The 24,041-nt window shown below is 44.2% G+C and carries 22 protein-coding genes and 1 other RNA gene; 8 read left to right on the top strand and 15 right to left on the bottom strand.

Annotation, left to right across the window (positions count from 1 at the left end; genetic code table 11):
* Positions 1–24: 24 nt before the first annotated feature.
* Positions 25–1,467, top strand: a complete 1,443-nt coding sequence (locus tag ABNE31_RS12495; protein WP_349351372.1) for a PorP/SprF family type IX secretion system membrane protein — start codon at positions 25–27, stop codon at positions 1,465–1,467.
* 123 nt (positions 1,468–1,590) lie between these two features.
* Here ABNE31_RS12495 and ABNE31_RS12490 read toward each other — a convergent pair whose 3' ends face one another.
* Complete coding sequence (locus ABNE31_RS12490; RefSeq protein WP_349351371.1) at positions 1,591–2,187, bottom strand: TetR/AcrR family transcriptional regulator; 597 nt, start codon at positions 2,185–2,187, stop codon at positions 1,591–1,593.
* Between the two features lie 118 nt (positions 2,188–2,305).
* Positions 2,306–4,906, bottom strand: coding sequence for an ATP-dependent chaperone ClpB (clpB, locus tag ABNE31_RS12485; protein ID WP_293282404.1), 2,601 nt, complete (start codon positions 4,904–4,906; stop codon positions 2,306–2,308).
* 142 nt (positions 4,907–5,048) lie between these two features.
* Between clpB and ytxJ the strand changes: the two genes are divergently transcribed.
* A complete protein-coding gene (gene ytxJ, locus ABNE31_RS12480) occupies positions 5,049–5,438 on the top strand; it encodes a bacillithiol system redox-active protein YtxJ (RefSeq protein ID WP_349351370.1) in 390 nt (129 codons plus the stop codon).
* A gap of 80 nt (positions 5,439–5,518) precedes the next feature.
* Here ytxJ and ABNE31_RS12475 read toward each other — a convergent pair whose 3' ends face one another.
* Positions 5,519–6,703, bottom strand: coding sequence for a hypothetical protein (locus ABNE31_RS12475; RefSeq protein ID WP_293282408.1), 1,185 nt, complete (start codon positions 6,701–6,703; stop codon positions 5,519–5,521).
* A gap of 250 nt (positions 6,704–6,953) precedes the next feature.
* On the opposite strand from ABNE31_RS12475, the gene glyA reads away from it, so the two are divergent.
* On the top strand, positions 6,954–8,228 hold the full coding sequence (gene glyA / locus ABNE31_RS12470; RefSeq protein WP_293288802.1) for a serine hydroxymethyltransferase: 1,275 nt from the start codon (positions 6,954–6,956) through the stop codon (positions 8,226–8,228).
* Positions 8,229–8,247: 19 nt separating this feature from the next.
* Here the strand turns inward: glyA and ABNE31_RS12465 are convergent, their stop codons facing one another.
* The 9 genes from ABNE31_RS12465 to ABNE31_RS12425 form a co-directional block, all read right to left on the bottom strand.
* Positions 8,248–8,913, bottom strand: a complete 666-nt coding sequence (locus ABNE31_RS12465) for a hypothetical protein (protein WP_349351369.1) — start codon at positions 8,911–8,913, stop codon at positions 8,248–8,250.
* Between the two features lie 182 nt (positions 8,914–9,095).
* The gene (locus ABNE31_RS12460) at positions 9,096–9,764 is read right to left on the bottom strand and encodes a response regulator transcription factor (protein ID WP_179383890.1); all 669 of its coding nucleotides are present in this window, start codon (positions 9,762–9,764) and stop codon (positions 9,096–9,098) included.
* Positions 9,765–9,796: 32 nt separating this feature from the next.
* Positions 9,797–11,407 (bottom strand): ATP-binding protein, encoded by a 1,611-nt coding sequence (locus tag ABNE31_RS12455; protein ID WP_349351368.1) that lies wholly within the window; start codon positions 11,405–11,407, stop codon positions 9,797–9,799.
* 39 nt (positions 11,408–11,446) lie between these two features.
* Positions 11,447–11,890: a hypothetical protein gene (locus ABNE31_RS12450; protein WP_349351367.1), complete on the bottom strand. Its 444-nt coding sequence runs from the start codon at positions 11,888–11,890 to the stop codon at positions 11,447–11,449.
* 77 nt (positions 11,891–11,967) lie between these two features.
* Positions 11,968–12,204, bottom strand: a complete 237-nt coding sequence (locus ABNE31_RS12445; protein WP_349351366.1) for a hypothetical protein — start codon at positions 12,202–12,204, stop codon at positions 11,968–11,970.
* A gap of 6 nt (positions 12,205–12,210) precedes the next feature.
* On the bottom strand, positions 12,211–12,381 hold the full coding sequence (locus tag ABNE31_RS12440) for a hypothetical protein (protein WP_349351365.1): 171 nt from the start codon (positions 12,379–12,381) through the stop codon (positions 12,211–12,213).
* Positions 12,382–12,520: 139 nt separating this feature from the next.
* Complete coding sequence (locus ABNE31_RS12435; RefSeq protein ID WP_293282418.1) at positions 12,521–13,255, bottom strand: LytTR family DNA-binding domain-containing protein; 735 nt, start codon at positions 13,253–13,255, stop codon at positions 12,521–12,523.
* Between the two features lie 433 nt (positions 13,256–13,688).
* Entirely contained in the window at positions 13,689–14,078 is a 390-nt protein-coding gene (locus tag ABNE31_RS12430) for an acyl-ACP thioesterase domain-containing protein (RefSeq protein WP_349351364.1), read from the bottom strand.
* A 2-nt stretch (positions 14,079–14,080) separates the two neighbouring features.
* Positions 14,081–15,121 carry a glutaminyl-peptide cyclotransferase gene (locus tag ABNE31_RS12425; protein WP_349351363.1) on the bottom strand — a complete coding sequence of 347 codons (1,041 nt, stop codon included), beginning with the start codon at positions 15,119–15,121 and terminating at the stop codon, positions 14,081–14,083.
* A 99-nt stretch (positions 15,122–15,220) separates the two neighbouring features.
* On the opposite strand from ABNE31_RS12425, the gene ffs reads away from it, so the two are divergent.
* The 3 genes from ffs to fsa all read left to right on the top strand — a co-directional run bounded on the left by ffs (position 15,221) and on the right by fsa (position 16,848).
* Positions 15,221–15,319: signal recognition particle sRNA small type (gene ffs / locus ABNE31_RS12420), an RNA gene on the top strand.
* Between the two features lie 24 nt (positions 15,320–15,343).
* Positions 15,344–16,153, top strand: coding sequence for an SDR family oxidoreductase (locus ABNE31_RS12415; protein WP_349351362.1), 810 nt, complete (start codon positions 15,344–15,346; stop codon positions 16,151–16,153).
* A gap of 38 nt (positions 16,154–16,191) precedes the next feature.
* Positions 16,192–16,848 (top strand): fructose-6-phosphate aldolase, encoded by a 657-nt coding sequence (fsa, locus tag ABNE31_RS12410; RefSeq protein WP_127141719.1) that lies wholly within the window; start codon positions 16,192–16,194, stop codon positions 16,846–16,848.
* 56 nt (positions 16,849–16,904) lie between these two features.
* Here fsa and ABNE31_RS12405 read toward each other — a convergent pair whose 3' ends face one another.
* On the bottom strand, positions 16,905–18,293 hold the full coding sequence (locus ABNE31_RS12405; protein WP_349351361.1) for a transaldolase: 1,389 nt from the start codon (positions 18,291–18,293) through the stop codon (positions 16,905–16,907).
* Between the two features lie 171 nt (positions 18,294–18,464).
* Here ABNE31_RS12405 and ABNE31_RS12400 point away from each other — a divergent pair, with 171 nt between their 5' ends.
* Entirely contained in the window at positions 18,465–20,093 is a 1,629-nt protein-coding gene (locus ABNE31_RS12400) for an ATP-binding cassette domain-containing protein (protein WP_293282422.1), read from the top strand.
* Here ABNE31_RS12400 and ABNE31_RS12395 read toward each other — a convergent pair.
* Positions 20,090–20,809, bottom strand: a complete 720-nt coding sequence (locus ABNE31_RS12395; RefSeq protein ID WP_179383881.1) for a hypothetical protein — start codon at positions 20,807–20,809, stop codon at positions 20,090–20,092. The genes ABNE31_RS12400 and ABNE31_RS12395 overlap by 4 nt on opposite strands.
* A gap of 214 nt (positions 20,810–21,023) precedes the next feature.
* On the opposite strand from ABNE31_RS12395, the gene ABNE31_RS12390 reads away from it, so the two are divergent.
* Positions 21,024–21,551, top strand: a complete 528-nt coding sequence (locus ABNE31_RS12390; protein ID WP_179383880.1) for a fasciclin domain-containing protein — start codon at positions 21,024–21,026, stop codon at positions 21,549–21,551.
* Here the strand turns inward: ABNE31_RS12390 and pheT are convergent, their stop codons facing one another.
* The gene (gene pheT, locus ABNE31_RS12385) at positions 21,552–23,963 is read right to left on the bottom strand and encodes a phenylalanine--tRNA ligase subunit beta (protein WP_349351360.1); all 2,412 of its coding nucleotides are present in this window, start codon (positions 23,961–23,963) and stop codon (positions 21,552–21,554) included.
* Positions 23,964–24,041 lie beyond the last annotated feature (78 nt).

Here is a 24,041-nt window from a genome sequence, read left to right as displayed (position 1 = left end):
AACGTTTAATTTTCATTTTCTGGTATGCCCAAGTTTTTGGTTTGTTTATTCGTTATCATAAGTACCTCCTTGACTTGGGGGCAAGAGCCTACATTGCCGTCCGATTTTAGGCAACATTCGCTCACGCAGTTCAACGCCAGTTTGCTGAATCCTACCTACGCCTTGGACTGGAACAATCCGAATTCCCTTTCGGTATGGACCCGATGGCAATGGCAGAGCATTGATGGCGACCCTTCCACCATTTTCGCCAATTACACCCACCAATTGAATCCAGCTTCAGTAGCATCGGTAGGCTTTTTACAGCACAATACAGGTGTTTTTTTGTACACTGGGGGTAATTTGACTTTTGCCCAAACCTTTCAATTGGATGATGAAATTCAGCTGATGGCCGGACTCAATGTCTTTGCCTTCCAGCAAACAGTTGCTGATGAACAATTTGTGGAAGGTGACGGGTTGGACCCTGTTGCATTGGAGGATTTTGAAGGGTTTAAGGTACAATTTACCCCTGGATTGCGGTTGATGGTCAATCGATTCAGTGTTGGTCTGGCCTTGGAAAATGCAGTGGGCTTTAATGTTTCCGGTTCCAACGGGCAAAATATGGATAGCTTTCAGAGTGTTACCGGAACGGTGTCGCATGATTTTCCGTTGATGATTTCGGAGGGTTTGGGAGATAGTTTTGTCCGCCCCGTAGTATATGTCAAATCCGTGCCTAATGGCGACACCCAGTTTGGGTTGAATGGGTTGTTCTCCACCTCTAAATTTTGGGTACAGGGCGGCTACAACAGTTTTTATGGTGCGTCAGGTGGTCTGGGGATTACCTTGGCAAAATCCTTTTCTTTGGGTGGATTGATGGAGTTTGCAACGGATAACGCGTTGAGCGAAGAAGACGCCACGTTTGAAATCGTTGCTTCCTATCACTTTGGAAAAACAAAAACAAAGGAAATTCAGCCGGAAGAGCCGCAAGAAGCCTTACCCGCAGAAACCGTGGAAGAGGAGCCAAACCCACTGGAGGAGGAAATAGAGCAACAACGACTGGAGCAGGAGCGTCGCGAACTTGAGGCAAGAAGACAATTGGAGCGTGTAAAGGACTCCCTAGCGGAAGTACAACGCCAATGGGAACTTATGGAACAGCAGCGCAAAAAGGACAGTCTGGAACAATTACAACGGCAGCAGGTAGAGGTTCGACCAAACGAACGCTACGAAGAAGTAGAAAATGAAGAAGGTTTGGAGCCCGGTTTCTATTTGATTGCCAACGTTTATGGTACCCAACGATATTTTGAAAACTTCATGAAAACGCTCCGGGAAAAAGGTTTGGATCCCAAATCCTTCTATCGAAGCGTAAACAAGTACAATTATGTGTATTTGGAGCGCTACAATACCATGGATGAGGCCAGAAAGGCCCGAGACAGCAAGTTTTTTGGTAAGTATGCGGAAAAAACCTGGATTTTCCGTGTCAAAGGAAATTGATGTTAGATGAGACGGTCATTTCAAGCAAAGAGCGAAATCCATTTCCTAATTAAATGATGTGAGCTACCTCGTCGCTTTGAGCTGTTGGAATGACAGGCGCTTGAATGAATAAGAAAATGGGCTTTACTTTTTGAGTTCTTGCTTCACCAAAAACTCTAAATACGCAACGGTATTGACCAAGTACTTTCGGTCCTGCATCATGGTGCTCATGGCCACGGCCCCTTGGATCATGGTGAACAATTGCTTGGCAAACTGTAAAGGGGGTACAGGAAGCTTAATTTCGTTTCGGTTCGCTCCATTTTCAAGGACAAGGGCAATCTTGCCCTCAATTTCTTTGACAGTTTCTTTTACCGCCGCAGCAAGGAGCTTGTTGTTGCCTTGGGCATCCACACCAACATTGAGGATGGGACATCCGCCCATGGGCAGGGTGAATACATCGTACTGCCTGTAAAAATTCAATAGGGCATAAATTCTTGCCAAGGCTTCGTCACCTGTTTCCAGAGCATTGTCAATTGCCCGCAAGAGCATATTCCGATTGTGCTCAAAGGCGGAGAGCGCCAGGGCTTCCTTGTTTTCAAAATTTCCGTAAATGGCACCTTTGGTGAGGCCTGTAGCTTCGGTAAGGTCGCTCATACTGGTGCCTATGTAGCCATGTTTGTTAAAAATGGGCGCTACGGTCTCAATAATGTAAGCGGTGGTACGTTCTGCCTTTTTGGTCATTTTGTTGGTTGCTGTTGGTCGTATCTAAGATATAAAAAATCAAATACTGTACGGTATTTTATAAAAGAAAAGCCCTCACTTTAACAAAGTAAGGGCTTTATCTATGGGTGATTTGGTATTATTCTACCAATTCATTTTGATTTCTGAATACCAACTGATCATCGAAAGAATCCAAGAGCACGATGCTGTCCGAAGTAATTCTTCCTGATAGCAGCTCTTTAGACAGGTTGTTCAACACCTCTTTCTGGATCAATCGTTTTACGGGCCGTGCACCGTATTGCGGGTCAAATCCTTTGGCTGCCAAATAATCGATTGCTTCCTCGGTCGCATCCAAGGTGATGTTTTGCTTGGTCAACATTTTTTTCAAATTGGCCAGTTGCAGCCCCACAATGTCCTTGATGTCCGATTTGCTCAACGGGGTGAACATGATAATATCATCGATACGGTTCAAGAACTCTGGTCGGATGGTTTTGCGGAGCAATCCCATCACTTCCACACGTGCGGCCTCAGATGCACTGTCCATATCCTTCGCATCCTCAAATTTCTCTTGGATGATGTGGCTTCCCATATTACTGGTCATAATGATGATGGAGTTCTTAAAATCCGCCACACGTCCTTTGTTATCGGTCAACCTACCCTCATCCAATACCTGTAAAAGAATATTGAAGGTATCGGGGTGGGCTTTTTCGATTTCATCCAGCAATATCACCGAATAAGGTTTTCTTCGTACCGCCTCGGTCAACTGTCCGCCCTCATCATAGCCCACGTAGCCGGGAGGCGCACCTACCAATCGACTCACGGAGTGGCGTTCTTGATATTCGCTCATATCTATCCGCGTAATGGCATTTTCGTCATCGAACAGATAGGCGGCCAAGGTCTTGGCCAACTCGGTCTTACCCACACCAGTGGTACCCAAGAACAGGAATGAACCGATGGGTTTTTTGGCATCCTGCAGCCCGGCCCTGCTTCTTCGAATGGCGTCGGATACGGCCACAATGGCCTCCTCTTGTCCCACTACGCGTTTGTGCAGCACGTCTTCCAGCTTCAAAAGCTTTTCGCGCTCGCTCTGCATCATCTTGTTCACCGGAATTCCGGTCCATTTGGCCACCACCTCGGCGATATCCTCATAAGTGACCTCTTCCTTGATCAAGGTGCCGGCAGTTTGTTGCTCGGACAATTCATTTTGAAGCTTTTCCAACTTCTCTTGCGCCTCTTTGATTTTTCCGTACCGTAGCTCGGCTACTTTACCGTAGTCACCGTTCCTCTCGGCGCGTTCGGCCTCCACCTTGTAGTTTTCGATATCCTCCTTGGTTCGTTGGATATTGTCCACCACGGTTTTTTCGCTCTCCCATTTGGCAAAGATTTCGTTTCGCTCTTCCTTGAGGTTGGCCAACTCCAAGTTTAGGGACTTTAATTTGGTGGTGTCGTCTTCCCGTTTGATGGCCTCCACCTCAATTTCCAACTGCATGATCTTACGGTCGAGCACGTCCAATTCTTCGGGCTTGGAGTTGATTTCCATGCGAAGTTTGGAAGCTGCTTCATCCATGAGGTCGATAGCCTTGTCGGGCAAAAAGCGGTTGGTGATGTAGCGTTGCGATAGTTCAACCGCCCCAATCACCGCATCATCCTTAATACGGACCTTGTGGTGGGCTTCATACTTTTCCTTGATACCCCGGAGGATGGAAATGGCGCTTTCGGTATCCGGCTCGTCTACCATCACTTTTTGGAACCTTCGCTCCAATGCCTTGTCCTTCTCAAAATATTTTTGATACTCATCTAAAGTGGTTGCTCCAATGGCCCTAAGTTCACCACGGGCCAGGGCTGGTTTAAGGATGTTTGCGGCATCCATGGCACCCTGTCCGCCACCAGCGCCTACCAAGGTATGGATCTCATCGATAAATAGTACGATGTTCCCATCGGAGGAGGTCACCTCTTTGATTACCGCCTTTAGGCGCTCCTCAAATTCACCCTTGTATTTGGCACCGGCAATCAGGGCACCCATATCCAATGAGTAGATGATTTTGTCCTTTAGGTTTTCGGGCACGTCACCTTGCACAATTCGATGCGCCAATCCTTCGGCAATGGCTGTTTTACCCACACCGGGCTCACCTACGAGCATAGGGTTGTTTTTGGTGCGTCGGGAGAGGATTTGCAAAACTCTTCGGATTTCTTCGTCCCTTCCAATAACGGGGTCCAACTTGCCACTATCGGCCAATTGGTTGAGGTTATTGGCGTATTTATCCAAGGAATTATAGGTTTCCTCGGCACTCTGCGAGGTTACCTTTCCTCCCTTACGTAATTCTTGAATGGCCGCTTTCAAGTCTTTTTCGGTAACGCCTTGATCTTTTAGGATTTGCGCGATCTTACTCTTGGATTTGAAAATGGCCAAGAGTAAATGTTCCACGGAAACATATTCATCGCCCATATTTTTGGCGATAATACTGGCTTCGTTGACGGTTTTTCCGGCTTCGCGCGAAAGCATGATTTCTCCTCCGGTCACTTTGGAAAAGCTCTGGAGCTCCTTGTCCAATATTTGATGGATGAGGTTGGTGTTCACGTTCAATTTTTTCAAAATGAAGGGAAGCACATTTTCATCCACCTCGCCAATGGCTTTGAACAGGTGTTCGTTTTCTATTTGTTGATGCCCAAATTCTTGGGCCAATTGCTGGGCCCTTTGAATGGCTTCTTGCGATTTTATGGTAAAATTGTTAAAGTTCATCGTTTTCGTTTTACCGATTAAAGTCAACAACCTTACCATTACCATATTACCGTCAAAATGTCCGATAAAACCTGTGATAGCAAGACATTTAGTCAGTTGTAAGCTTTTTGTTCCCTACCGACTTATCCTATAAATTTGCAATATGGGAATATTTGACAGCGTCTTCGGAAAAAAGGAGAACACAACGACAAAAAAGGAAGCATTGCCTTGGATTCCATTGGAAGCTATGGACCAATTGGAGGCGATTGCTGAAAAGTCCAATGGTCGACCACAGGTGATTTTTAAGCACTCGAATACGTGCGGCATAAGCCGAATGGTCCTCAATATGTTCGAGGGGTCGTACGATATGGATTTGGATATTGACCTTTATTTTTTGACCATTCAAAACCACCGGGATATTTCCAACCGAATTGCGGAGAAATTTGATGTACTCCACGAGTCTCCCCAATTACTGGTCGTCAAGAACGGTAAAGTTACCTTCCACACCTCGCACGGAGCCATTTCGGATATGGATTTTACGAAGTACCTATAAAAGAAATCATGATTATATGTCAGTTCGAGCGCAGTCGAGAACTTAAGGCATCTCGACTCCGCTCGATGTGACACTTTCTTTTAATTGAACTGATACCTCGAGACAATATTTTTGAGGCGCAGTTTTAAGTCTTCGCCAGCATCGTACACCATTTGCTCGTTGGACGGAAACGGTACCTCCCTAGCGTTCAGGTACAATAGCAAATCGTCTTCCAACGCTCTTTTATCCCCTTGGTAATTCGCAAAGATATGCTCAAAGACAAACTCACTGGATAGGGGGTAGGAGTTGATGACCTGTCCATCCCTTAAATTGGTAAAGCTTACCTTGGCCCCAATTTGGGCACTTTTGAATTGGGTAAATTGGAACAACTTACAAGTAACGGTTCGCATTTTATCCACTTTTATCTTGTTGCCCAAACTATCCTTCACCACATTACCATCTTGGTCCAAAAGGTATTCCCAACCGTCCTTGATCTGTCTTTCCTTAATGACTTGGGTTTCGTTGATACGCTCTGGGGAAATATTGATTTCCATAAAATCTAGGTTCATCGCATAATCATAATTAATGTTTTCCAACGGATTAGTATGGTACTGCAACCAAAAATTTTCAATTCCAAAGGCATTAAAATCCAATAATTCGGCCTCCAAACGTTCTGGGATGATCTGTTGGGTCTGATTGGCAATCTCCACACGTACAAATTCGAGCCCTTTGTTATAGGCCTCATCCATTTTGGCCACCGTTTCCCTATACCCAGGATTGATTTCCTGCAAGTACTTCAAATCATCATAGGCGGCTCGATAATCGGATTTGTATTTGGCCGAGGCCAAAAGGTTGAGGGCATTCTGATACAAATGCTCGGATAGGTCATCCTTGGTATTCAAGATTTGATTGTCGTAGTTCACAAAATTGAATCGGGCATCCCTTCCTTCATCAACAATATACAGCGGTAACAGGGGACGAATCCGTTCCTGTATTTGCTTCAGTTGAACATATTTATTGTAGATGGATTCCAAGTTTGCTGGATTTCCATCATTCTGAAGGAATGCAATTTCTTGTTGCTCTCTGGCCGCATTTTTGGCAAAGGCCTCTTCTAATAGTACAATAAACTGCTGATGCCCTTTTTTGGTCTTGTTCTCGGCCAAATTTTTAATGGCCTTGTTCATTGCCGCATTGTAATTTCCCGTATTCAGGGCCTCTTGCGTTTTTTTAACACCACTACAGGCGCCAAGAACCATAACTGTAAGTAAGAGTAAAAGTTTTCTCATGGTCATCTACTTTTTGATTTGGTTAGGGGAATCCAATAGCTGTGCCAAAAATCCCCAATCTATAAACGAAAAAGGATGAACGGTAGTATATCTTGGATAAAAAGGTTGTAAATGGGGGATTTTTGGAAGGATGGTAAACTAACATAATTGTTAATTTCCGTTTGATAAAATTAGCCCTCATTGGCTTTTTTATGCGGATAAATCCCCTTTCAATTCGTAATTTTACGCCCTTAATTAAACTATGGGCAACATGCAACGAGACCAAAAGATTTTTGAACTGATAGCGCAAGAAAACGATAGGCAGCTGGAAGGTATAGAACTGATTGCTTCCGAGAACTTTGTAAGTCCGCAAGTGATGGAGGCCGCTGGCTCCGTACTTACCAACAAATATGCTGAAGGCTACCCAGGAAAGCGTTATTATGGCGGTTGCGAAATTGTTGACCAAGTGGAACAGTTGGCGATAGACCGTGCCAAGGAGTTGTTCGGTGCCGCTTACGCCAATGTACAGCCGCACTCCGGTTCACAGGCCAATGCTTCTGTTTACCATGCGTGCCTCAATGCAGGTGATACCATTTTGGGGTTTGACCTTTCCCACGGCGGACACTTGACCCATGGTTCGCCTGTGAACTTTTCCGGTAAATTGTACAACCCTGTGTTTTATGGGGTAGATGAGGAAACCGGACTTTTGAACTACGACAAAATCCAAGAGATTGCCGAAAAGGAGCAACCCAAACTGATCATTGCCGGTGCTTCAGCTTATTCCAGGGACATGGATTTTAAGCGTTTCCGTGAAATTGCCGATAGCGTAGGAGCTATCTTGTTGGCAGATATATCGCATCCTTCTGGATTGATTGCCAAAGGTATTTTGAACGACCCGATTCCCCATTGCCATATTGTGACCACCACAACACACAAAACACTCCGTGGTCCACGTGGAGGACTTATTTTGATGGGTGAGGATTTTGACAATCCGTTTGGTATCAAACTAAAGAACGGAAACCTGAGAAAAATGTCGGCCCTATTGGATTTGGCAGTATTCCCTGGTAATCAAGGCGGACCGTTGGAGCACATTATCGCAGCCAAAGCCGTTGCGTTTGGGGAAGCCCTTTCTGACGAATTCCTCCACTACATGGTCCAAGTGAAAAAGAACGCTGCCGCCATGGCGAAGGCGTTTATGGACAGGGATTACAAAGTAATTTCTGGGGGTACCGACAACCACATGATGTTGATCGACCTCCGAAACAAAAATATCACTGGTAAAGATGCCGAAAAGGTATTGGAGCATGCGGATATCACAGCCAACAAGAACATGGTGCCTTTTGATGATAAATCACCTTTTGTTACGTCAGGAATCCGTTTCGGAACCTCTGCAATCACCACCAGAGGCTTAAAAGAGGCCGATATGGAGATCATTGTGGGCTTTATCGACGAAATCCTGACCGACCCGGAGAACGAAACCAAAATAGCTTCCATAAAACAAAAGGTCAACGATTTAATGAAATCGCGACCTCTGTTCAGTGCTTAGTAATTGCTAGTGGAAATTTTTACTCGAAGAGAAAAATGCTCTCTTCGTACAATTTTTTCTGGTGAAGGGAATAAATGTAGGCTTCCTGCCCATCCCCGCGGTCAAAATAGAGGCCCCAATAGTCAAAATAACTGATTGGGCTATCTTCCTCCTGAGTTGAAACACTGGTGCCGACCGTGGCGGTATCCTCAAAAACAGGAACAAAGATTTCATAGGGCATTTCGGTGAGCCCTTTGGTAAAGTAGACAAAGTGCTTGCCAACAGCGGTCAGTATATCGCTGGCCTGTTCGGTGATGCTATGCTTGAACAATCGTGAGATGATGATGGAAGTATCCTCAAAATGCAAGGAAAGTTCCAGAATATCCGTAGGATAGGTACTTTCTTGGTTTAGCGTCTCCAAGGCCTTGGCCAGTTTAGTGGAGATACTGGATTGGCAGTCTTCGGCAAAATCATAGCTGCCCCAATTCCCATCGTTAAAATGTCGAAGACATTCGGCTATTCCAAAGTTATGATGAAGGTGGATGATCAAATCCGTTCTGTTGTTTTGAAAATCCTGCTTACACTGCACTTTGGCTGTGGCAAAAAAGTACTTTTCCAATACTTTTAGAAAGTCGTCCAGACCATCGGTGGCCACATAGGTTTTTGGACCTTTGTATCTGCTGTTTCGTTTGTTAGGGGATGACATGTAGCTATAGATTGGATTCTACTATTCTTTCTACATAAAATTAGGATGAATCTTTGATTTTGGATTGCAGATAATCCTTAAAAATTCTATGGATTTCCCCCAGTTTGTAGGATTTTTAAGGATTTTTGGCCCATAATCCTACCACAAAACGAAAAGTAAGGCTGCGTTTAGCGCATTGATGGTCAAATAAAGCCTTTGTTTTTTGCTGCCAATATCAACGCCAAATCGTTCTCGTTTTCTGTACCGAACAAGGTTCTTAAATGACGTTTTCTGTTTTCGATGGAGGAGGGGGAAAGCCTGATGAATTTTTCCAAATCCTTGGTTTTGGTCCCTTTGGACAAATGGTAAAGGATTTGCTTGTCTTTCTCATCAAGATCTATGTTGTTGGCCATCTTTTTTCTGATGGCGCCAAGCGCTTTGGAAGAGTAGTAGGGCGGGTCCAGCATAATGGTCCGCACGGCATCTTCCAAGGTTTTGGGGTCAATATCCGTTTTTACCAAATAACCGTCCGGATCTACGGACTTAAGAATACTGTTGATCCTAAAGTTGTCGCTAAAGGAGGACATAAAAACAATCTTGCTTTCCGGTACGATCTTTCTGGCCAAGATGCCCAAATCTTCCCCACTGTGCGGTTGGTCTTCGTTAGGGGCAAATAATTGAACATCCAAAAACAAGATATCATACCTAAAGGTTTTTGCGGATTCCTCGATCAATTGTTTGCCAGCTTCGAAGGAAGTTGCGGTGTCCACTATGATCTTGTGACCGTCAAAATCGATGCCCTCGAGTATGAACTTGTACCCGAGCATGGTCATTTCATGATCATCGATGGCTAGTATTCTCAGTGTTTTCATGGTAGGTATTACTATTAATTTGGGGGAGTTGTTTATGCGTTTACCGCTATCGATGTTTTCGGAACGGTGTGTTCCACATAAGAAGCGGGTATCTGTATTTTTATAATGGTTCCGTGGCCAGGTTTGCTGTCAAAATCCACTTTACCTTTTATTTTTTTGACTCTGGATATAATGTTCTTCAGGCCAATTCCTTTTTTCGCTCGGTTTGGATCAAAGCCAACACCATCATCCGAGATATTGAGCTTTAACATATCGTCCACCAGTTGAAAGGAAATGGACACGTTTTCGCTTTTTGCGTGTTTCACACAGTTTTTTAGTGCCTCTTGGACTACCCTGAAGGCGTTGATCTTGATATCGCCCAGCAAATTGTCCCAAGGTACCTTTTTGTCGTAGTCGAAGGTACAGGAAATACCGGATGACTTTTCGATACCGCTGATCATGTCTTCCAACGACACGATAAAATTATGAAATTTTTTGTAGGCTTCATTGTTCAGCTCATGGGAAATGGTTCGGATTTCCTCCTCAACGGCCTGAAGTTTTTCAATGAACATGGCCCTTTGTTCCATGGAGGCCTGGTCCTCGCGATCGTTAAGGCCGCTCAACATCAACCGGATACCCAACATTTCGCCCAGAATGCCATCGTGGAGCTCCTCCGAAATTCGTTTTTGGGCCATTTGCTTGCCCTCCTGCAATTTTCCTTGTTGGGCGAGCATCAGGTTGTAGATTTCTTGGTTGCTTTCCTGTTGTCGCTGTTTAAACTTTAAGCGGTTGTTGCTTATATACAGGGAAATAATGATGAAGGCGGTTACCCCGAACAATAGCATTAGGGTGGAGGATAGTATCCAAATCTGCTTTTCCTGCGTCAGGATCTTGTTCTCTTCGATAATGTCGTCCGTCTCCATGCGGATACGGCCAAATTTATCCCGTTTGGTGCGTTCCTCTTCCTGTACAATGTCGTTGAGTTGGTAGTACTGCTCGGCATAGGAGGCGGCATGTACCGTATCCAACCGGGTGAGCAACCGCAGGGCATCCAAGGCGCGATCATTGTTATAGGTTTCCTTGGCAATGTTGTAGGATTCGTTGGCATTGGCAATGGCATTGAGGGTATCTCCCTTGGCCGCCAAAACCTCGGAATAGTAATAATGCAGCCTGGCCCTGTCGTAGAGGTCACCAGTTGCAGCGTTTATGGTAAAGGCCTCCTGTAACAATTCCTCGGCCTTTTCAGTGTCCTTCTCGGTTTTGAGTACCGAAAACGCATAACTTCCCAATACCTTTTCATATAAATCTGGTACGTCTTCCTTTAATTTTTGATTAGTGAATAATTCCTGAAAATTCTCTTTGGCCATTTCATAATCTCCATCATATTGATAGGTGTTTGCAATATTATTTTGCAGTTGCCATAGCAATCGGGTTTTGTTTTCCCTATCCGAGTTTTCAAGATATGTGCGGGCTTTTTCATAGGATTCTATCGCTTTTTGGCTATTGCCTAAGCCGTTGGCCAAGATGCCCAACATATTATAGGTGTTGTATAAGCGATAATCATCGTCCAGCTCATCAAAGATTTCTATGGCAGCGGCAGCACTTATTTCACCGCCCAAATAATCCTTGTAGGCATCCTGTACCCTTGACATATTATATAGCATACGCGCTTTTAAGGATTGAGAGGTGGAGTCTTTGGGCAATCAATCAAAACTCTCCAGGGCTTTTCGGTAATGGTAAAAAGCACTGTCCATTGCTCCATAGGTCTCAAAAAAATCCCCCAAATCCCAATTGGAATACCCTGAAATTTTGCTGGCCTCGGCTTCTTTGGATAATTCTAAAAGTTTGGCGTTGGACTGCCGGAAACCCATAGAATCTTTCAATTTCAAATACGCAAGAGACACTTGGGAAAGTTGCTCCAATCGGGTGGAATCCTTGGAAAGGGTCAAGGCCTGTACCTCTGCATCTTGAATATAGGTTCTGCGTTCATCGGGTGATAATTCTTTGGCGGTCTTGGCAATAGTCAGCAGTTGTTGAATGGAGTCGACCTTGGGGTTCCGCACCGTTTCATCGTTGGATGCCTGCTGTTTACAGCCCAAAACAAGCAGTAATACTAATATGAAGGCTCCGTTTTTCAAATTTTCCAAGTGGTTACTAGTTCCAAGGTAACAAAAAAGCCCCAAAACGGTATCGGTTTGGGGCTGGGTGTTATGTTAAATCTTCCTTACAGTTGTCGACTGTCGTTGCGGCTTTTTTGCAATCGTCGCTCGCTGCGTTCTATAAATCCGAGATGTACTCGATATTCATAGGATCCCTTCTGATAGTCTTCAGATAGCGTTTCTTGTCTATCCAAAGCGTTGTTATCGACTACTTGGGATTCATCCCTTTGATAAAAAAGAGCAACAACAAGAAGTACAATCAGTATAATGTTTTTGTAAAAGTTGGTATTGGCAGAAAGCATTCAAATTTAATTACTACCTCTTGAGTCCTTGTCTGCATCATCACCATCAGTCGCATTCTGATCAAGGGTCAGTTGTTCAAACATGGCTTCGGTGTCCTGTACGTCGGTTTCCGTTTCGCAAGAGTAAAATCCAGTGGTCAATAGTGCAAGGGCCAAAATGCTAAATACTTTTTTCATAATTATAGGTTTTTAGGTGTAAAAATTAGGTTTATGCAGCTAAAGTATTTCGCAATGGGGATGGCCACGCTGTATTTGAAAAGAGCGTAGTATTCTGTGGTAATCTGTTAGAATTTTACCACAATCTGCAAGAATTTTGCTAATTAAGGGCCTTTGCCGAGGTTTTGGAGAGCATGTTCTTAAGGCTGTCTACCTTATCCTTATAGGTTTTGGAGAAGGGGAGTTCCTGTTCTTCCCCGCATCTTAGACTACAGATGGATTTCCCATAATTGATACGGGAGACATATACACTATTGATAATGTAGCTTTGGTGTACGCGAATAAAATTCTTGGGCAACTTTTCCTCGAAGGACTTTAAGGTCTTGAATGCACTGATGATGCTACCGTCCTTCATAAAAAAGTCCGTGGTATTGTTATCCGATTTGAGATACAGGATGTTTTGGGTGTCCAAATACCGGTAATCCTTATAGGATTTAAGGCAAATGGTGGATGGCGTATCGTGCTTTGGGTGCAATTTGCGCAGTCGTAAAATGGTCTTACGAATATCGAACTCGTTGTGTGGCAGGATCCAATAATCAAAAAAGCCGCTTTTAATGGCATTGTAGGCGAACTTCTTGGTTTTGGCGTATCCTATAATAATAGGTAAGGACTGCATGTACTGATTCAGTTCCGTTACCATTTGAAAGTAGCTTAGGCCATCTTCGCCCAAATTGACGAGCACCACATCGGGATTGTACTTTAAAATGGAATTTAGACCTGCTGAAGCGTTGGTGTCTTCGCTGGCACAAACAAAATCATCGTACTCCTCCAAATACAATTGCAACTGCAATTTTGAGGAGGCGTCCGAGTCGATGATGTTGTAGGTATATTCCATGTGCAAATTCCTGATTGCAAGTTACTAAGGCACAAAAAAATCTCATTACAGTTTTCCCTTAAAAAAACTAGGGGTTTCACATCAAAACAGCTATTTTTCTTACATTTTCCCCTAAAAATTCGTTAAATCGAAATGGAGTGTAACAAAACACCCATTTTTTAAGGATTGCTTTTTGAATGCGAAACGGCCGTTTGAAAGCGTACTTTCCGTGGCGTTCCATCAAGATGAAAATGAGATGTAAATCGGGGGTTTTTCGTGCTCAGTTAGTTCAGAATATAGGTTTAGTCCGGTTTATTGGTTACCCTATATTACAATTTGTTGGGAAAGCATCAAAATTTAGGTGACTGGAATTAAGGAGATTGGGCGAAAATTCGATGAATTGCAGCTATTTGACCCATGGGGTAGTATTTTTTGCTACGAATTGGGGTGTACCCTATAAGAATAGTGCCTGAATTTCCTCCGGCACCCGTTTGGGCCTAAAGGTTTTGGCATCTAGCAGGCACCACTCCGTAACCGCTTTCACCAGTAGCTCGTCGGTTTCCTTGTTTTTGATTTCCACCACCCTTGTGGAAATAGGCCCTTGGTTCTTTGCTATGTAGGTAGTGATGAGTATGGTGTTCCCGAGCACGGCCGATTTATGATAGGTAATGTTGTGGTTGCGCACCACCCAAATCAAGGATTGCTGTATGGCTTCGGTGGTCACATGGTTCCAGTGCCTCTTGGAAATCTCTTGGATCCATTCCACGTAGCGGATATTGTTCACATGGTTGAGGTCGTCCAGGTCGTTGGGCACCACATCAAAAGCTTCCGAGTAGGTCTTCATCCCTATTTTTTAAGGATTTTCACCTCAAACAGCTTGTCCCAGTTTTTGCCTGTCACAAAAAAGGTTTCCCGTTCGGGGTGGTAGGCCACGCCGTTCAGTACAGAGTTGCCTTCATCCCATTCCGGCCCTCTGGTTACTTGGCTTTGAAGTCCGCCAAAGTTGATCACACCCTCAATGGCGCCGGAGGTGGCATCTATGATCATCATGCTCTGTTTTTGGTACACATTGGCATAAATTTTACCGTTCACGTACTCCAACTCGTTGGCACGGTTAAAAATGGACTTATTGGTCACGGTTTCGATATGGCCGGTCTCTTCCAAGGTCTCAGGATCTAAAAACCAGATTTTTTCGGTGCCGTCACTTTTATAAAGTTTCTCGCCATCGTTGCACAAACCCCATCCTTCGCGGCTTTTACCATAGGTAAAGTTTTTGATTTTCTCCAGAGTCTCGATATCGTACACATATCCCATCCCACTTTGCCAGGTCAATTGGTACAGCTTACCATCCATGATCGTAATGCCTTCACCAAAGACCGAAGCGTCCATATCAATTTTTTGCAGTACCTCGCCGGTTTCAAAATCGACCTTTCGGAGCGTAGAAAAACCTGTTTTCCCTGTGCCTTCGTACAAGATGCCATCGTGGAATTCCAGTCCTTGGGTGTAGGCCCCGGTATCGTGTGGGTAGGTATTCAGGATTTCGTAGGTGTACACTTCCGGTGCAGAAGCGGCCAATAAGCGGAAGTCTTTTTCTACCGAGACGTTTTGGTCTTCAATATTGAACTTTGCCACCAAGGTTTTGTTGCCCAAGGTGGGGAGGTCAAGGGTCAACTTACCGTTTTCAACGGGCATTTCCTTTCCGTCAATATAATAGCGTAGGTCCGATATTTCAATGTCCTTTTTGTTCTTGAGGGCTACTCCCAATTGCTGGTTTTGCTGTATGGCCTTGTTTTCCAGTTGGATGGAAAAATGCTTGGCCGGGTCGGCATTGCCACCGCAGGCCAAAAAGAAGAGCAAGGCCCCGGTTGCGAAAAAAAGTTTGCCCATATTTTTTATTGCTTGTATCATAAATTGTTACTCCTGAATCTTCGAAATTAAGAATGTATTGGGATTGCCACAAATTTAAAAGGTCGTATATTTGCAGCCGGGCAAGTCCTACACGACCAGCTCCTGCAGAATCCCCCAGGGCGGGAACGCAGCAAGGGTATGTGGTCGTAGCGGTGCGATGTAGGTAGCTTGCCCTTTTTTGTACCCAAAAATCAGCTGATCATGGATAAAAAAGTTGTACTGATCACCGGCGGTTCTTCAGGTATTGGTAAATCCATCGGGACCTACTTGGTCCAAAAAGGGTTTACGGTTTACGGTACTACGCGCAATCCAAAAAACTATCACGATTTTAAGGCTTTTGAATTAGTTCAATTGGATGTAACGGATGTGGAAAGCATCCAAAAGGCCGTTTCCAATGTCATTTCCAAAGAGAATAGATTGGATGTTTTGATAAACAACGCTGGGGTTGGCATTACCGGACCCATTGAAGAAACCCCACACGAAGAGATATTGCGCGTGTTCGACACCAATTTTCATGGTCCTGTGCATGTAATGAAGGCCGTTTTGCCGCAAATGCGCAAGCAGGGCAGCGGGGCTATTATCAACATCACCTCCATTGCGGGTTACATGGGATTACCTTATCGAGGATTCTACTCCGCCACCAAAGGTGCGTTGGGCATCCTTACCGAGGCCCTACGCATGGAAACCAAGGATTTTGGCGTGACCATTACCAATGTGGCTCCCGGTGATTTTGCTACCAATATTGCATCGGGCAGGTACCATGCACCGGTTATCGAAGGCTCTGCCTACCAAGAAAAATACCAACAGACCCTAAACGCCATCAATGCGGATGTGGACAGTGGGGGAGACCCAATACAGGTAGCGGAGGCCGTGTACAAGATCATCAACCAGAAAAAGCCGAAGATACACAACCCCGTAGGTGCATTTTTACAAAAATTCTCCCTTAGGTTAAAAAAGATTTTACCCGACAAAGTCTACGAAAAATTACTCCTCGACCATTATAAGTTGTAATTTTAGGGGATTAGTGAACCAAATATAAATAGTAAGAAATGAAGTTTTTTATTGATACTGCCAATCTTGACCAAATTAAGGAAGCCCAAGAACTTGGTGTTTTGGACGGTGTGACCACCAACCCTTCCCTAATGGCGAAGGAAGGCATCACCGGAAAGGATAATATTTTGAAACATTACGTGGACATCTGCAACATTGTGGATGGTGATGTTTCTGCCGAGGTAGTGGCCACGGAGTTTAAGGAAATCATAAAAGAAGGTGAGGAGTTGGCCGAGCTGCACGAACAGATTGTAGTGAAAGTACCCATGATCAAGGATGGGGTAAAGGCATTAAAATATTTTTCGGATAAGGGTATCCGTACCAATTGCACTTTGGTATTCTCGCCAGGGCAGGCGCTATTGGCCGCTAAGGCAGGAGCCACATACGTATCCCCTTTCTTGGGACGATTGGACGATATTTCTACCGACGGCCTTAATTTGATCGCCGAAATCCGTTTGATTTATGACAATTACGGTTTTGAGACCCAAATATTGGCCGCATCCATCCGTCACACCATGCACGTGATCGATTGTGCGAAACTTGGTGCCGATGTGATGACAGGTCCATTGTCGTCTATCGATGGATTGTTGAAACACCCATTGACCGATATTGGCTTGGCCAAATTCTTGGAAGATTACAAAAAAGGAAACTCCTAGTTGGTAGAGTCCTAAAGATTGAATGGCCCTGAATGAAAGTTCGGGGCTTTTTTTATTTACAGCGAAGTGTAGAGATTGGCAAAACCATCGACCACCAAAGTGTCCTTGGCAATCACGCATTTGTTGAGACCATCAATAATCATGGCCATTTGCAAATCCTTAAAATTATCGCCATGGTAATGCTTGCCCGCATCGAGTTTGTACTCGTCCATAAGCTGTTTCCACTGCGCAAAGTTGGTCCTAAGGTTGATGCCCACAAAATTGTAATGCGGATATTTTTTCTCCAAAGAAGTAATGTGTGTGTTCACATTGATAAAATGCTTCTTTTGGTCGGCAGTCCAAAAATAAAATACGGTGTTCTTTTTATCATTGGCCAATGTTTTTAGGGAAATCGCCTCATTGTTGATGTCCTTTACAGCAATATCGGGGACTGTGGTATTGGGTTGGAGGTTTTTGATGCCATTGTAAAGCAAATCGATTTCCTCTTGGTGTTCGTTATTGGTGGAAAGTGATTTGAACTTTTCAATAAAAACGGTAGCCTCTTCACTTGGTGTGTGCTCGCGAAGCAGATAATCCATCGCAATATTCCTGAAAAGAATGTCCCTTAACTCAGGTTGCTTCACAATACTGTCCACCAAAGCAAGCTTGTGCTTATTAAAGTGTAGGCGGTCGCTCACCGGTTTTTTATTGTTGGAGCAATCTTCCAAGCAGGTCATGTAAGCCACATTGCCAAAATGCCACTTCATAAAATCGAAATAAGGCCTAAAGTAGGTGAGGTCCTTATTGTTCAGGTCAATGTTTGTGCGATACCCATAAAATTCTTCGGGAAGTTCGTGGATGGTTTCTTCGCCAGTTCCTTTTTTATGGTAAAACGGATATTTTTCCTTGTTGATGTAAGTGTTGTAGTCAATGGAAGCCTCTGCCATGGACAGTGCCCTTGGGGTAAACCCATTGTCTGCATTCAATTCGTTCAGCAAAGCCACTTTGACAGTATGTAGTGAATCTATTTTTTCGCTAAACGTTTCAGGGTCTAGGTTGAAATATTCATTGATCAAAGGCTCTTCTTCCTCAATCGCAAGGAAAATCTCTATCAAAAAGTTGTTGATTTCGCTTCCTGTGCCGGAATATACCAGTGATTCGTCAAACTCGACGGTATTCAAACGGGCCAAAAGGCTGTCCCCTTCAGAAAGGTAAACATATTGCAGTTCGGGGCTATGGTCAAAATGGTAAAGTCCTTCTTCAATGCTGTCTAGTTGGAACAAAAAGTGGTTTTTATCGTCCAATTGTACGGAGTCCACATAAGAATCGTTGTGGTATAGCACCACATAATTGCTGGTTGGATTCACGATTTCGCCACCGAAAAAAACTGTAGAACCGTTTTCTGGGGCATCAGAACACGATACGATAGAAGCTACCAAGGTGAGGCCGAGTAAAAATCTTACCATATATAGGGGACCATTCAATTGACTTTCAAATGTAAGCAACCCAAGAAGCCTAACTTGTTAAGGGGTCGTTAAATGTTGTTAAACGGTATTTTTCCATCGTTCAAATATGCCGTTTTAAATTAGAATGTGGAATCGTATTTAGCTACTTTTGCAAAAAATAAAGATAGTTGCATGTTATCAGTATCGAATTTATCCGTACAGTTTGGCAAAAGAGTTTTGTTCGATGAGGTCAATGTAACCTTTGCCCAAGGGAATTGTTACGGTATTATCGGTGCCAACGGGGCCGGTAAATCTACCTTTCTTAAAATTTTATCCGGGCAGATAGATCCTACCTCGGGCCATGTGCACTTGGAGCCAGGAAAGCGTATGTCTATTTTGGAGCAGAACCATAACGCATACGACGAATATCCAGTGCTGGAAACTGTGGTGATGGGCAACAAGCCCCTGTACAAAATCAAGAAGGAAATCGATGCCCTTTATGCCGATTACACCGATGAAAATGCGGAAAAGATTGGCGAGCTACAGGTCGAATTCGAGGAAATGAACGGGTGGAACGCTGACAGTGATGCCGCTGCATTGTTATCCAACCTTGGGATTACGGAAGACCTGCACTACACCAATATGGCCGACTTGGATTCCAAACTAAAGGTACGGGTGCTCTTGGCGCAAGCCTTGTTCGGAAATCCCGATGTGCTGATCATGGACGAGCCTACCAACGACCTGGACTACGAAACCATCAATTGGTTGGAAAATTTCCTGGCCAATTACGACAATACCGTTATCGTGGTCTCTCACGACAGGCACTTTTTGGATGCCGTTTGTACCACCATTGCGGATATCGACTTTGGAAAAATCAATCTATTCTCAGGAAACTACACCTTCTGGTACGAGAGTAGTCAACTTGCTGCAAGGCAAAGGGCGCAGCAAAACAAAAAGGCAGAAGAGAAGGCCAAGGAACTACAGGAATTTATCCAGCGATTTAGCGCCAACGTGGCGAAAAGCAAGCAGGCTACTTCGCGTAAAAAGATGTTGGACAAGTTGAAGGTGGAAGACATCAAACCATCCAGCAGAAGATATCCTGCCATTATCTTTGACCGTGAGAGGGAAGCGGGGGACCAAATCCTGAATGTGGAAAAATTGACCGCTACTTCAGAAGATGGCGACCTATTGTTCAAGGATGTGAACATCAACTTGGCCAAGGGAGACAAAGTGGCCATCCTTTCCAAGGATTCCCGAGCAACTACCGCTTTTTACGATATTATCGCCGGGAAAACCAAGGCCGCGAATGGAAAGTATCAGTGGGGGGTTACGACCACCCAATCCTATTTGCCCGCAGATAACTCGGAATTTTTCCAAGATGATGTGAATTTGGTGGACTGGCTCCGTCAATGGGCCAAGACAGAAGAAGAGCGGGAAGAGGTATACCTAAGGGGATTCCTTGGAAAAATGCTGTTTAGCGGTGAGGAAGCGTTGAAAAAATGTACGGTACTCTCCGGAGGTGAAAAGGTACGCTGTATGCTCAGTCGTATGATGATGCTTCGCGCCAATGTGTTGATGTTGGACGAACCTACCAACCACTTGGACTTGGAAAGCATCACCGCGTTCAACAACTCCCTAAAAAACTTTAAAGGAACAATTCTGCTCACCACGCACGATCACGAGTTTGTGAACACCGTGGCAAACAGAATTATTGAATTGACGCCCAATGGCGCCATTGACCGCTACCTGACCTTTGATGACTATATGTCGGACAAGTCCATCAAAGAGCAGCGTGAAAAAATGTATGCCGTTACCGCTTAAGCGTTAAAATACTTGCTTTTCCAGATGGCTGGATTAAAGTTTTTACCAAGGGCAAAACCGTAGAATATCACCACGGAAGCAATACTTTTGAACATAAAGAAGTAAATGATCCAAAATTCGGCCGTGGAGCTTTTCTTGGAGAACAGCCCTTCGGGTACCATCAAGGTAACCAGATAGCTGAGCAATACCACAACCAAGATAAGATTGGAAACGTTCTTAAACGGCCATGCGAACAATTTGCGCAAGGGATGTAAATCGTTCCCCCATTTGTGGATCAAGTAAAAATAATCGTTACCGATGGGAGCAAAGAGCAATGGGTCGTCCTTGTCCTCCAAACGGAACAATTTGGACGGTGCCATTATCTTAAATCCTTTGATTTCGGTGTGGTGTGCAGCTTCCAAATGTTTGATTTTGGAAATGGCGGCCTGAGGAATCTTCCCTTTAAAATAAGAACTGTCCAAGAACCGCAATCGATAATCGATACAAATCTCCTTGATTTGATCAATGTGGAAAATCTTATCTGTTTCCAAAAGGTCAAAATCAAAGTCGTTGGAAAGAGTGTTGTTCTTGGAGCTCAATTGTTGGGCTATCTGCTCTTCTTTTTGAGCATCGTTGCTTAAAATTTGTTTGACCTCGGCCAAAATGTGTTCGCCGTTTCCGTTTTTCTCCCTGCTTTTCCGAAGCTTTTGGGCAATGTTGGTTCCTTTCAAAATCATGCAGCTTTTTTTTAGTAATCTACTCAAATTTAAGGAATTGAATTTTCGATACTGACAATTGTCATATAATCCGATGTTAAGTTTTTGTTAAATGGATTTTGAGGCCTATAAAAACTCACAGATGTCAATAAAAAAGGTGTATCTTATCGACGTTTTTGGTAGTTAATCGTAAAAGCATACTAAATCGTTCAAGCCCTAAAATTTAACCAACCTTATGAGTGCCCCCGCAACGAAGTTTCTTTGTATCGTCTGTTTTGTTTTTTCGCTAATTGCTTCAGCCCAAAGCACTTCCAATGCACTTTCGTATGCCAGTAGGTTGGGAAATCACACCATTTTATTGAGTGCGGTAAATGCCACAGAGCTTGGTGCCTTACTCCAGAAATCGGGGCCCTTCACCATTTTTGCACCTTCAGATGCGGCTTTTGAGAAGTTTTCGAGTCAAAAAATGTCGGAAATGATCAATGCGGAGGACAAGAGAGCATTAAAATCACTGCTATCTTACCATATTGTTGCAGGGCAATTAACTGCGTCCCGCATGCTCCGGGCCATCGGAAGAGGAAATGGCGTCGCAACTTTCACAACGGTTCAAGGCAAAAAATTGACAGCCCATTTGGATGGCTATGACATCGTTTTGACCGATCCTGTTGGCAATACGGCACGAATCACTGCCGCCGACCTTAATCTGGAAAATGAGGGTGTGGTTCACGAAATCGACAGCGTGATTCTCCCTGCCCAAATGTAATTAACGAAGTTCTGCTCCTAACTCCTTTTGATATTGGGCCAATAGTTTGCCCATAATCTTATCGATTTGTTTGTCAGTAAGCGTCTTCTTTTCATCCATGAGCGTGAAGCTTACCGCATAGGATTTCTTGCCTTCTGGAAGGTTGTTTCCAGTATACACATCAAACAGATTCACTTTTTTAAGTAGCTTTCTTTCTGTCTTCCAAGCGATGTCATATACTTTTTGGAAAGAAACCGATTCATCCAACAACAGCGCAAAGTCACGGGTTACCTCGGGGAATTTTGGTATTTCCTTGAAGACTACATTTTGGGTACTTACCAATTTTAATAATGCATCCCAATTCAAATCAGCATAAAATACTTCCTGTTTGATGTCAAATTGCTTCAGCGCAGCTCTGCTTACCAAACCAAGGGAAACCAAGACCGTATCATTTTTGGTGTAGGAGATGCCCTCCGAATAATCAGCATTGCCCAACGGCTGAGTGTCCAAATCCCTTACGCCCAAACGTTCAAAAACATTTTCGACGATACCTTTCAAATAGAAGAATTCGGATTTTTTCGGAGCGACCGCCCAGCTACTTTGTGTTCGATCACCAGAAACGAACAATGCCAAGTGTTGGTTTTCTTGGTACGCCCCATCCACTTTGTGGTATGTTTTTCCGAACTCGAACAATTTGAGATCCGTTTTTTGACGGTTGTGGTTATAGCTCACCGTTTGAAGCCCGGAATGCAGCATGGACGTACGCAGCACGGATAAATCGGAACTCAAAGGGTTCAGCATTTGAACGGCACCATCTTCTTCCGAACTCATGGTGTTCGCAACCAAACTATTGGTCATAATTTCATAGAAACCTTTGGAGGCCAGTAGGTTTCCGACCACATCTTGGATACGGTAATTTTCAAAACGGGAAGTTTTGGCAATACTCGCATTTAGTTTTTCCTTGAAATCGATATTGTTGTAACCATACACACGCAAGATTTCCTCGATGACATCCACTTCACGTGTCACATCTACCCGGTAGGTAGGGATGGTCAGTCCAAGGCCTGATTCCGTTACGTTGTTGATTCGTATCTCCAAAGACGATAGGATGGATTTTATGGTATCCCTCGGGATTTCCTGTCCTATCAAGGAGTTGATTTTGTTAAAGGTCAGAAATACTTGTCTTTCTTGCGGCTTTTTGGGGAACAGGTCAACAATTTCGGAAGTGATGTAGCCACCGGCAATCTCCCGGATTAGCAACGCAGCTCTTTTTAGGGCGTATTTCGTCAAATTGATATCGATGCCCCTTTCAAATCGGAAGGAGGCGTCGGTATTCAAACCATGTCTTTTGGCCGTTTTCCTAATGGAAACCGGGTCAAAATAGGCACTTTCCAAGAAAATGGAGGTAGTGTGCTCGGTAACCCCGGAATGCAGTCCGCCGAACACCCCTGCGATGCACATAGGTTTTTCCGCGTCACAAATCATAAGGTCGTCTTCATGAAGCTCACGCTCCACTTCATCCAGTGTCGTGAATTTGGTTCCTGACGGCAACGTTTTTACCTCCACCTTGCTGCCTTTTATTTTGGATGCATCAAATGCGTGCAAAGGCTGTCCCAATTCGTGGAGCACGTAATTGGTTACGTCCACCACATTGTTTATCGGTGCCAAACCAATGGCTTTTAACCTGTTTTTTAACCAATCGGGAGAATCCTGCACAACAAGATTGTTGATGGTAACCCCACAATATCTTGGAGCCAAATCGCTCTCCATAACCTCCACATCCACTTTTAGGGAACGGTTGTCAATGGAAAAATTACTCACCGAAGGAGTAACCAGTTCTTTTTGTATTTCTTTTTGTTCGAGACCTGCCTTTAGGTCACGGGCCACGCCAAAATGGCTCATGGCATCGGCACGGTTAGGGGTGAGGCCAATTTCAAAGACCTCGTCGTTTTCAATATCGAACACTTTGGCGCAAGGTGTGCCTGGGACCAGCTCCTCGTTGAGAACCATAATTCCGTCATGGCTTTCGCCCAAACCGATTTCATCTTCGGCACAGATCATGCCCTGGCTCACTTCTCCTCGGATTTTACCTTTCTTGATTACCCAAGCCTCGCCTTCTTTGGTATAAAGGGTAGTGCCAACGGTTGCCACAGGAACTTTTTGTCCAGCGGCCACATTGGGTGCCCCACAAACAATCTGTACGGGAGCTTCCTGTCCAATATCCACTGTGGTCAACTTGAGGCGGTCTGCATTAGGGTGGGACTCGCAAGTAAGCACGTGGCCCACTACGATTCCCTTTAAACCGCCTTTAACTGATTCAAATTGGGTGATGCCTTCAACTTCCAGACCCAGATCTGTTAAAAGTTCACCTGTTTTTTGAGCATCCCAATCAATTTGCAAAAATTGCTTCAACCAGTTATAAGAAATCTTCATACCCCATTTTTAGAGGGCACAAATATATAACAATAGGGGAACAGATTCAACGATAATACTAACCATAAAACCTAGGAA

Origin of the sequence: Flagellimonas sp. MMG031 (genome assembly GCF_040112705.1) — a bacterium.
Lineage (GTDB): Bacteria > Bacteroidota > Bacteroidia > Flavobacteriales > Flavobacteriaceae > Flagellimonas.
Note: the sequence above shows the minus strand (reverse complement) of the source record. Positions and strands in the feature narration are given on the sequence as shown.

Coding starts and splice junctions, on each gene's coding strand:
- ABNE31_RS12430 (WP_349351364.1), bottom strand. CDS start 14,078: ATGAAGACCTACTCGGAAGCTTTTGATGTGGTGCCCAACGACCTGGAC.
- ABNE31_RS12455 (WP_349351368.1), bottom strand. CDS start 11,407: ATGCTATATAATATGTCAAGGGTACAGGATGCCTACAAGGATTATTTG.
- pheT (WP_349351360.1), bottom strand. CDS start 23,963: ATGAAGATTTCTTATAACTGGTTGAAGCAATTTTTGCAAATTGATTGG.
- ABNE31_RS12440 (WP_349351365.1), bottom strand. CDS start 12,381: ATGAAAAAAGTATTTAGCATTTTGGCCCTTGCACTATTGACCACTGGA.
- ABNE31_RS12390 (WP_179383880.1), top strand. CDS start 21,024: ATGAGTGCCCCCGCAACGAAGTTTCTTTGTATCGTCTGTTTTGTTTTT.
- fsa (WP_127141719.1), top strand. CDS start 16,192: ATGAAGTTTTTTATTGATACTGCCAATCTTGACCAAATTAAGGAAGCC.
- ABNE31_RS12405 (WP_349351361.1), bottom strand. CDS start 18,293: ATGGTAAGATTTTTACTCGGCCTCACCTTGGTAGCTTCTATCGTATCG.
- ABNE31_RS12415 (WP_349351362.1), top strand. CDS start 15,344: ATGGATAAAAAAGTTGTACTGATCACCGGCGGTTCTTCAGGTATTGGT.
- ABNE31_RS12425 (WP_349351363.1), bottom strand. CDS start 15,121: ATGGGCAAACTTTTTTTCGCAACCGGGGCCTTGCTCTTCTTTTTGGCC.
- ABNE31_RS12475 (WP_293282408.1), bottom strand. CDS start 6,703: ATGAGAAAACTTTTACTCTTACTTACAGTTATGGTTCTTGGCGCCTGT.
- ABNE31_RS12395 (WP_179383881.1), bottom strand. CDS start 20,809: ATGATTTTGAAAGGAACCAACATTGCCCAAAAGCTTCGGAAAAGCAGG.
- clpB (WP_293282404.1), bottom strand. CDS start 4,906: ATGAACTTTAACAATTTTACCATAAAATCGCAAGAAGCCATTCAAAGG.
- ABNE31_RS12465 (WP_349351369.1), bottom strand. CDS start 8,913: ATGTCATCCCCTAACAAACGAAACAGCAGATACAAAGGTCCAAAAACC.
- glyA (WP_293288802.1), top strand. CDS start 6,954: ATGCAACGAGACCAAAAGATTTTTGAACTGATAGCGCAAGAAAACGAT.
- ytxJ (WP_349351370.1), top strand. CDS start 5,049: ATGGGAATATTTGACAGCGTCTTCGGAAAAAAGGAGAACACAACGACA.
- ABNE31_RS12400 (WP_293282422.1), top strand. CDS start 18,465: ATGTTATCAGTATCGAATTTATCCGTACAGTTTGGCAAAAGAGTTTTG.
- ABNE31_RS12460 (WP_179383890.1), bottom strand. CDS start 9,764: ATGAAAACACTGAGAATACTAGCCATCGATGATCATGAAATGACCATG.
- ABNE31_RS12490 (WP_349351371.1), bottom strand. CDS start 2,187: ATGACCAAAAAGGCAGAACGTACCACCGCTTACATTATTGAGACCGTA.
- ABNE31_RS12495 (WP_349351372.1), top strand. CDS start 25: ATGCCCAAGTTTTTGGTTTGTTTATTCGTTATCATAAGTACCTCCTTG.
- ABNE31_RS12445 (WP_349351366.1), bottom strand. CDS start 12,204: ATGCTTTCTGCCAATACCAACTTTTACAAAAACATTATACTGATTGTA.
- ABNE31_RS12435 (WP_293282418.1), bottom strand. CDS start 13,255: ATGGAATATACCTACAACATCATCGACTCGGACGCCTCCTCAAAATTG.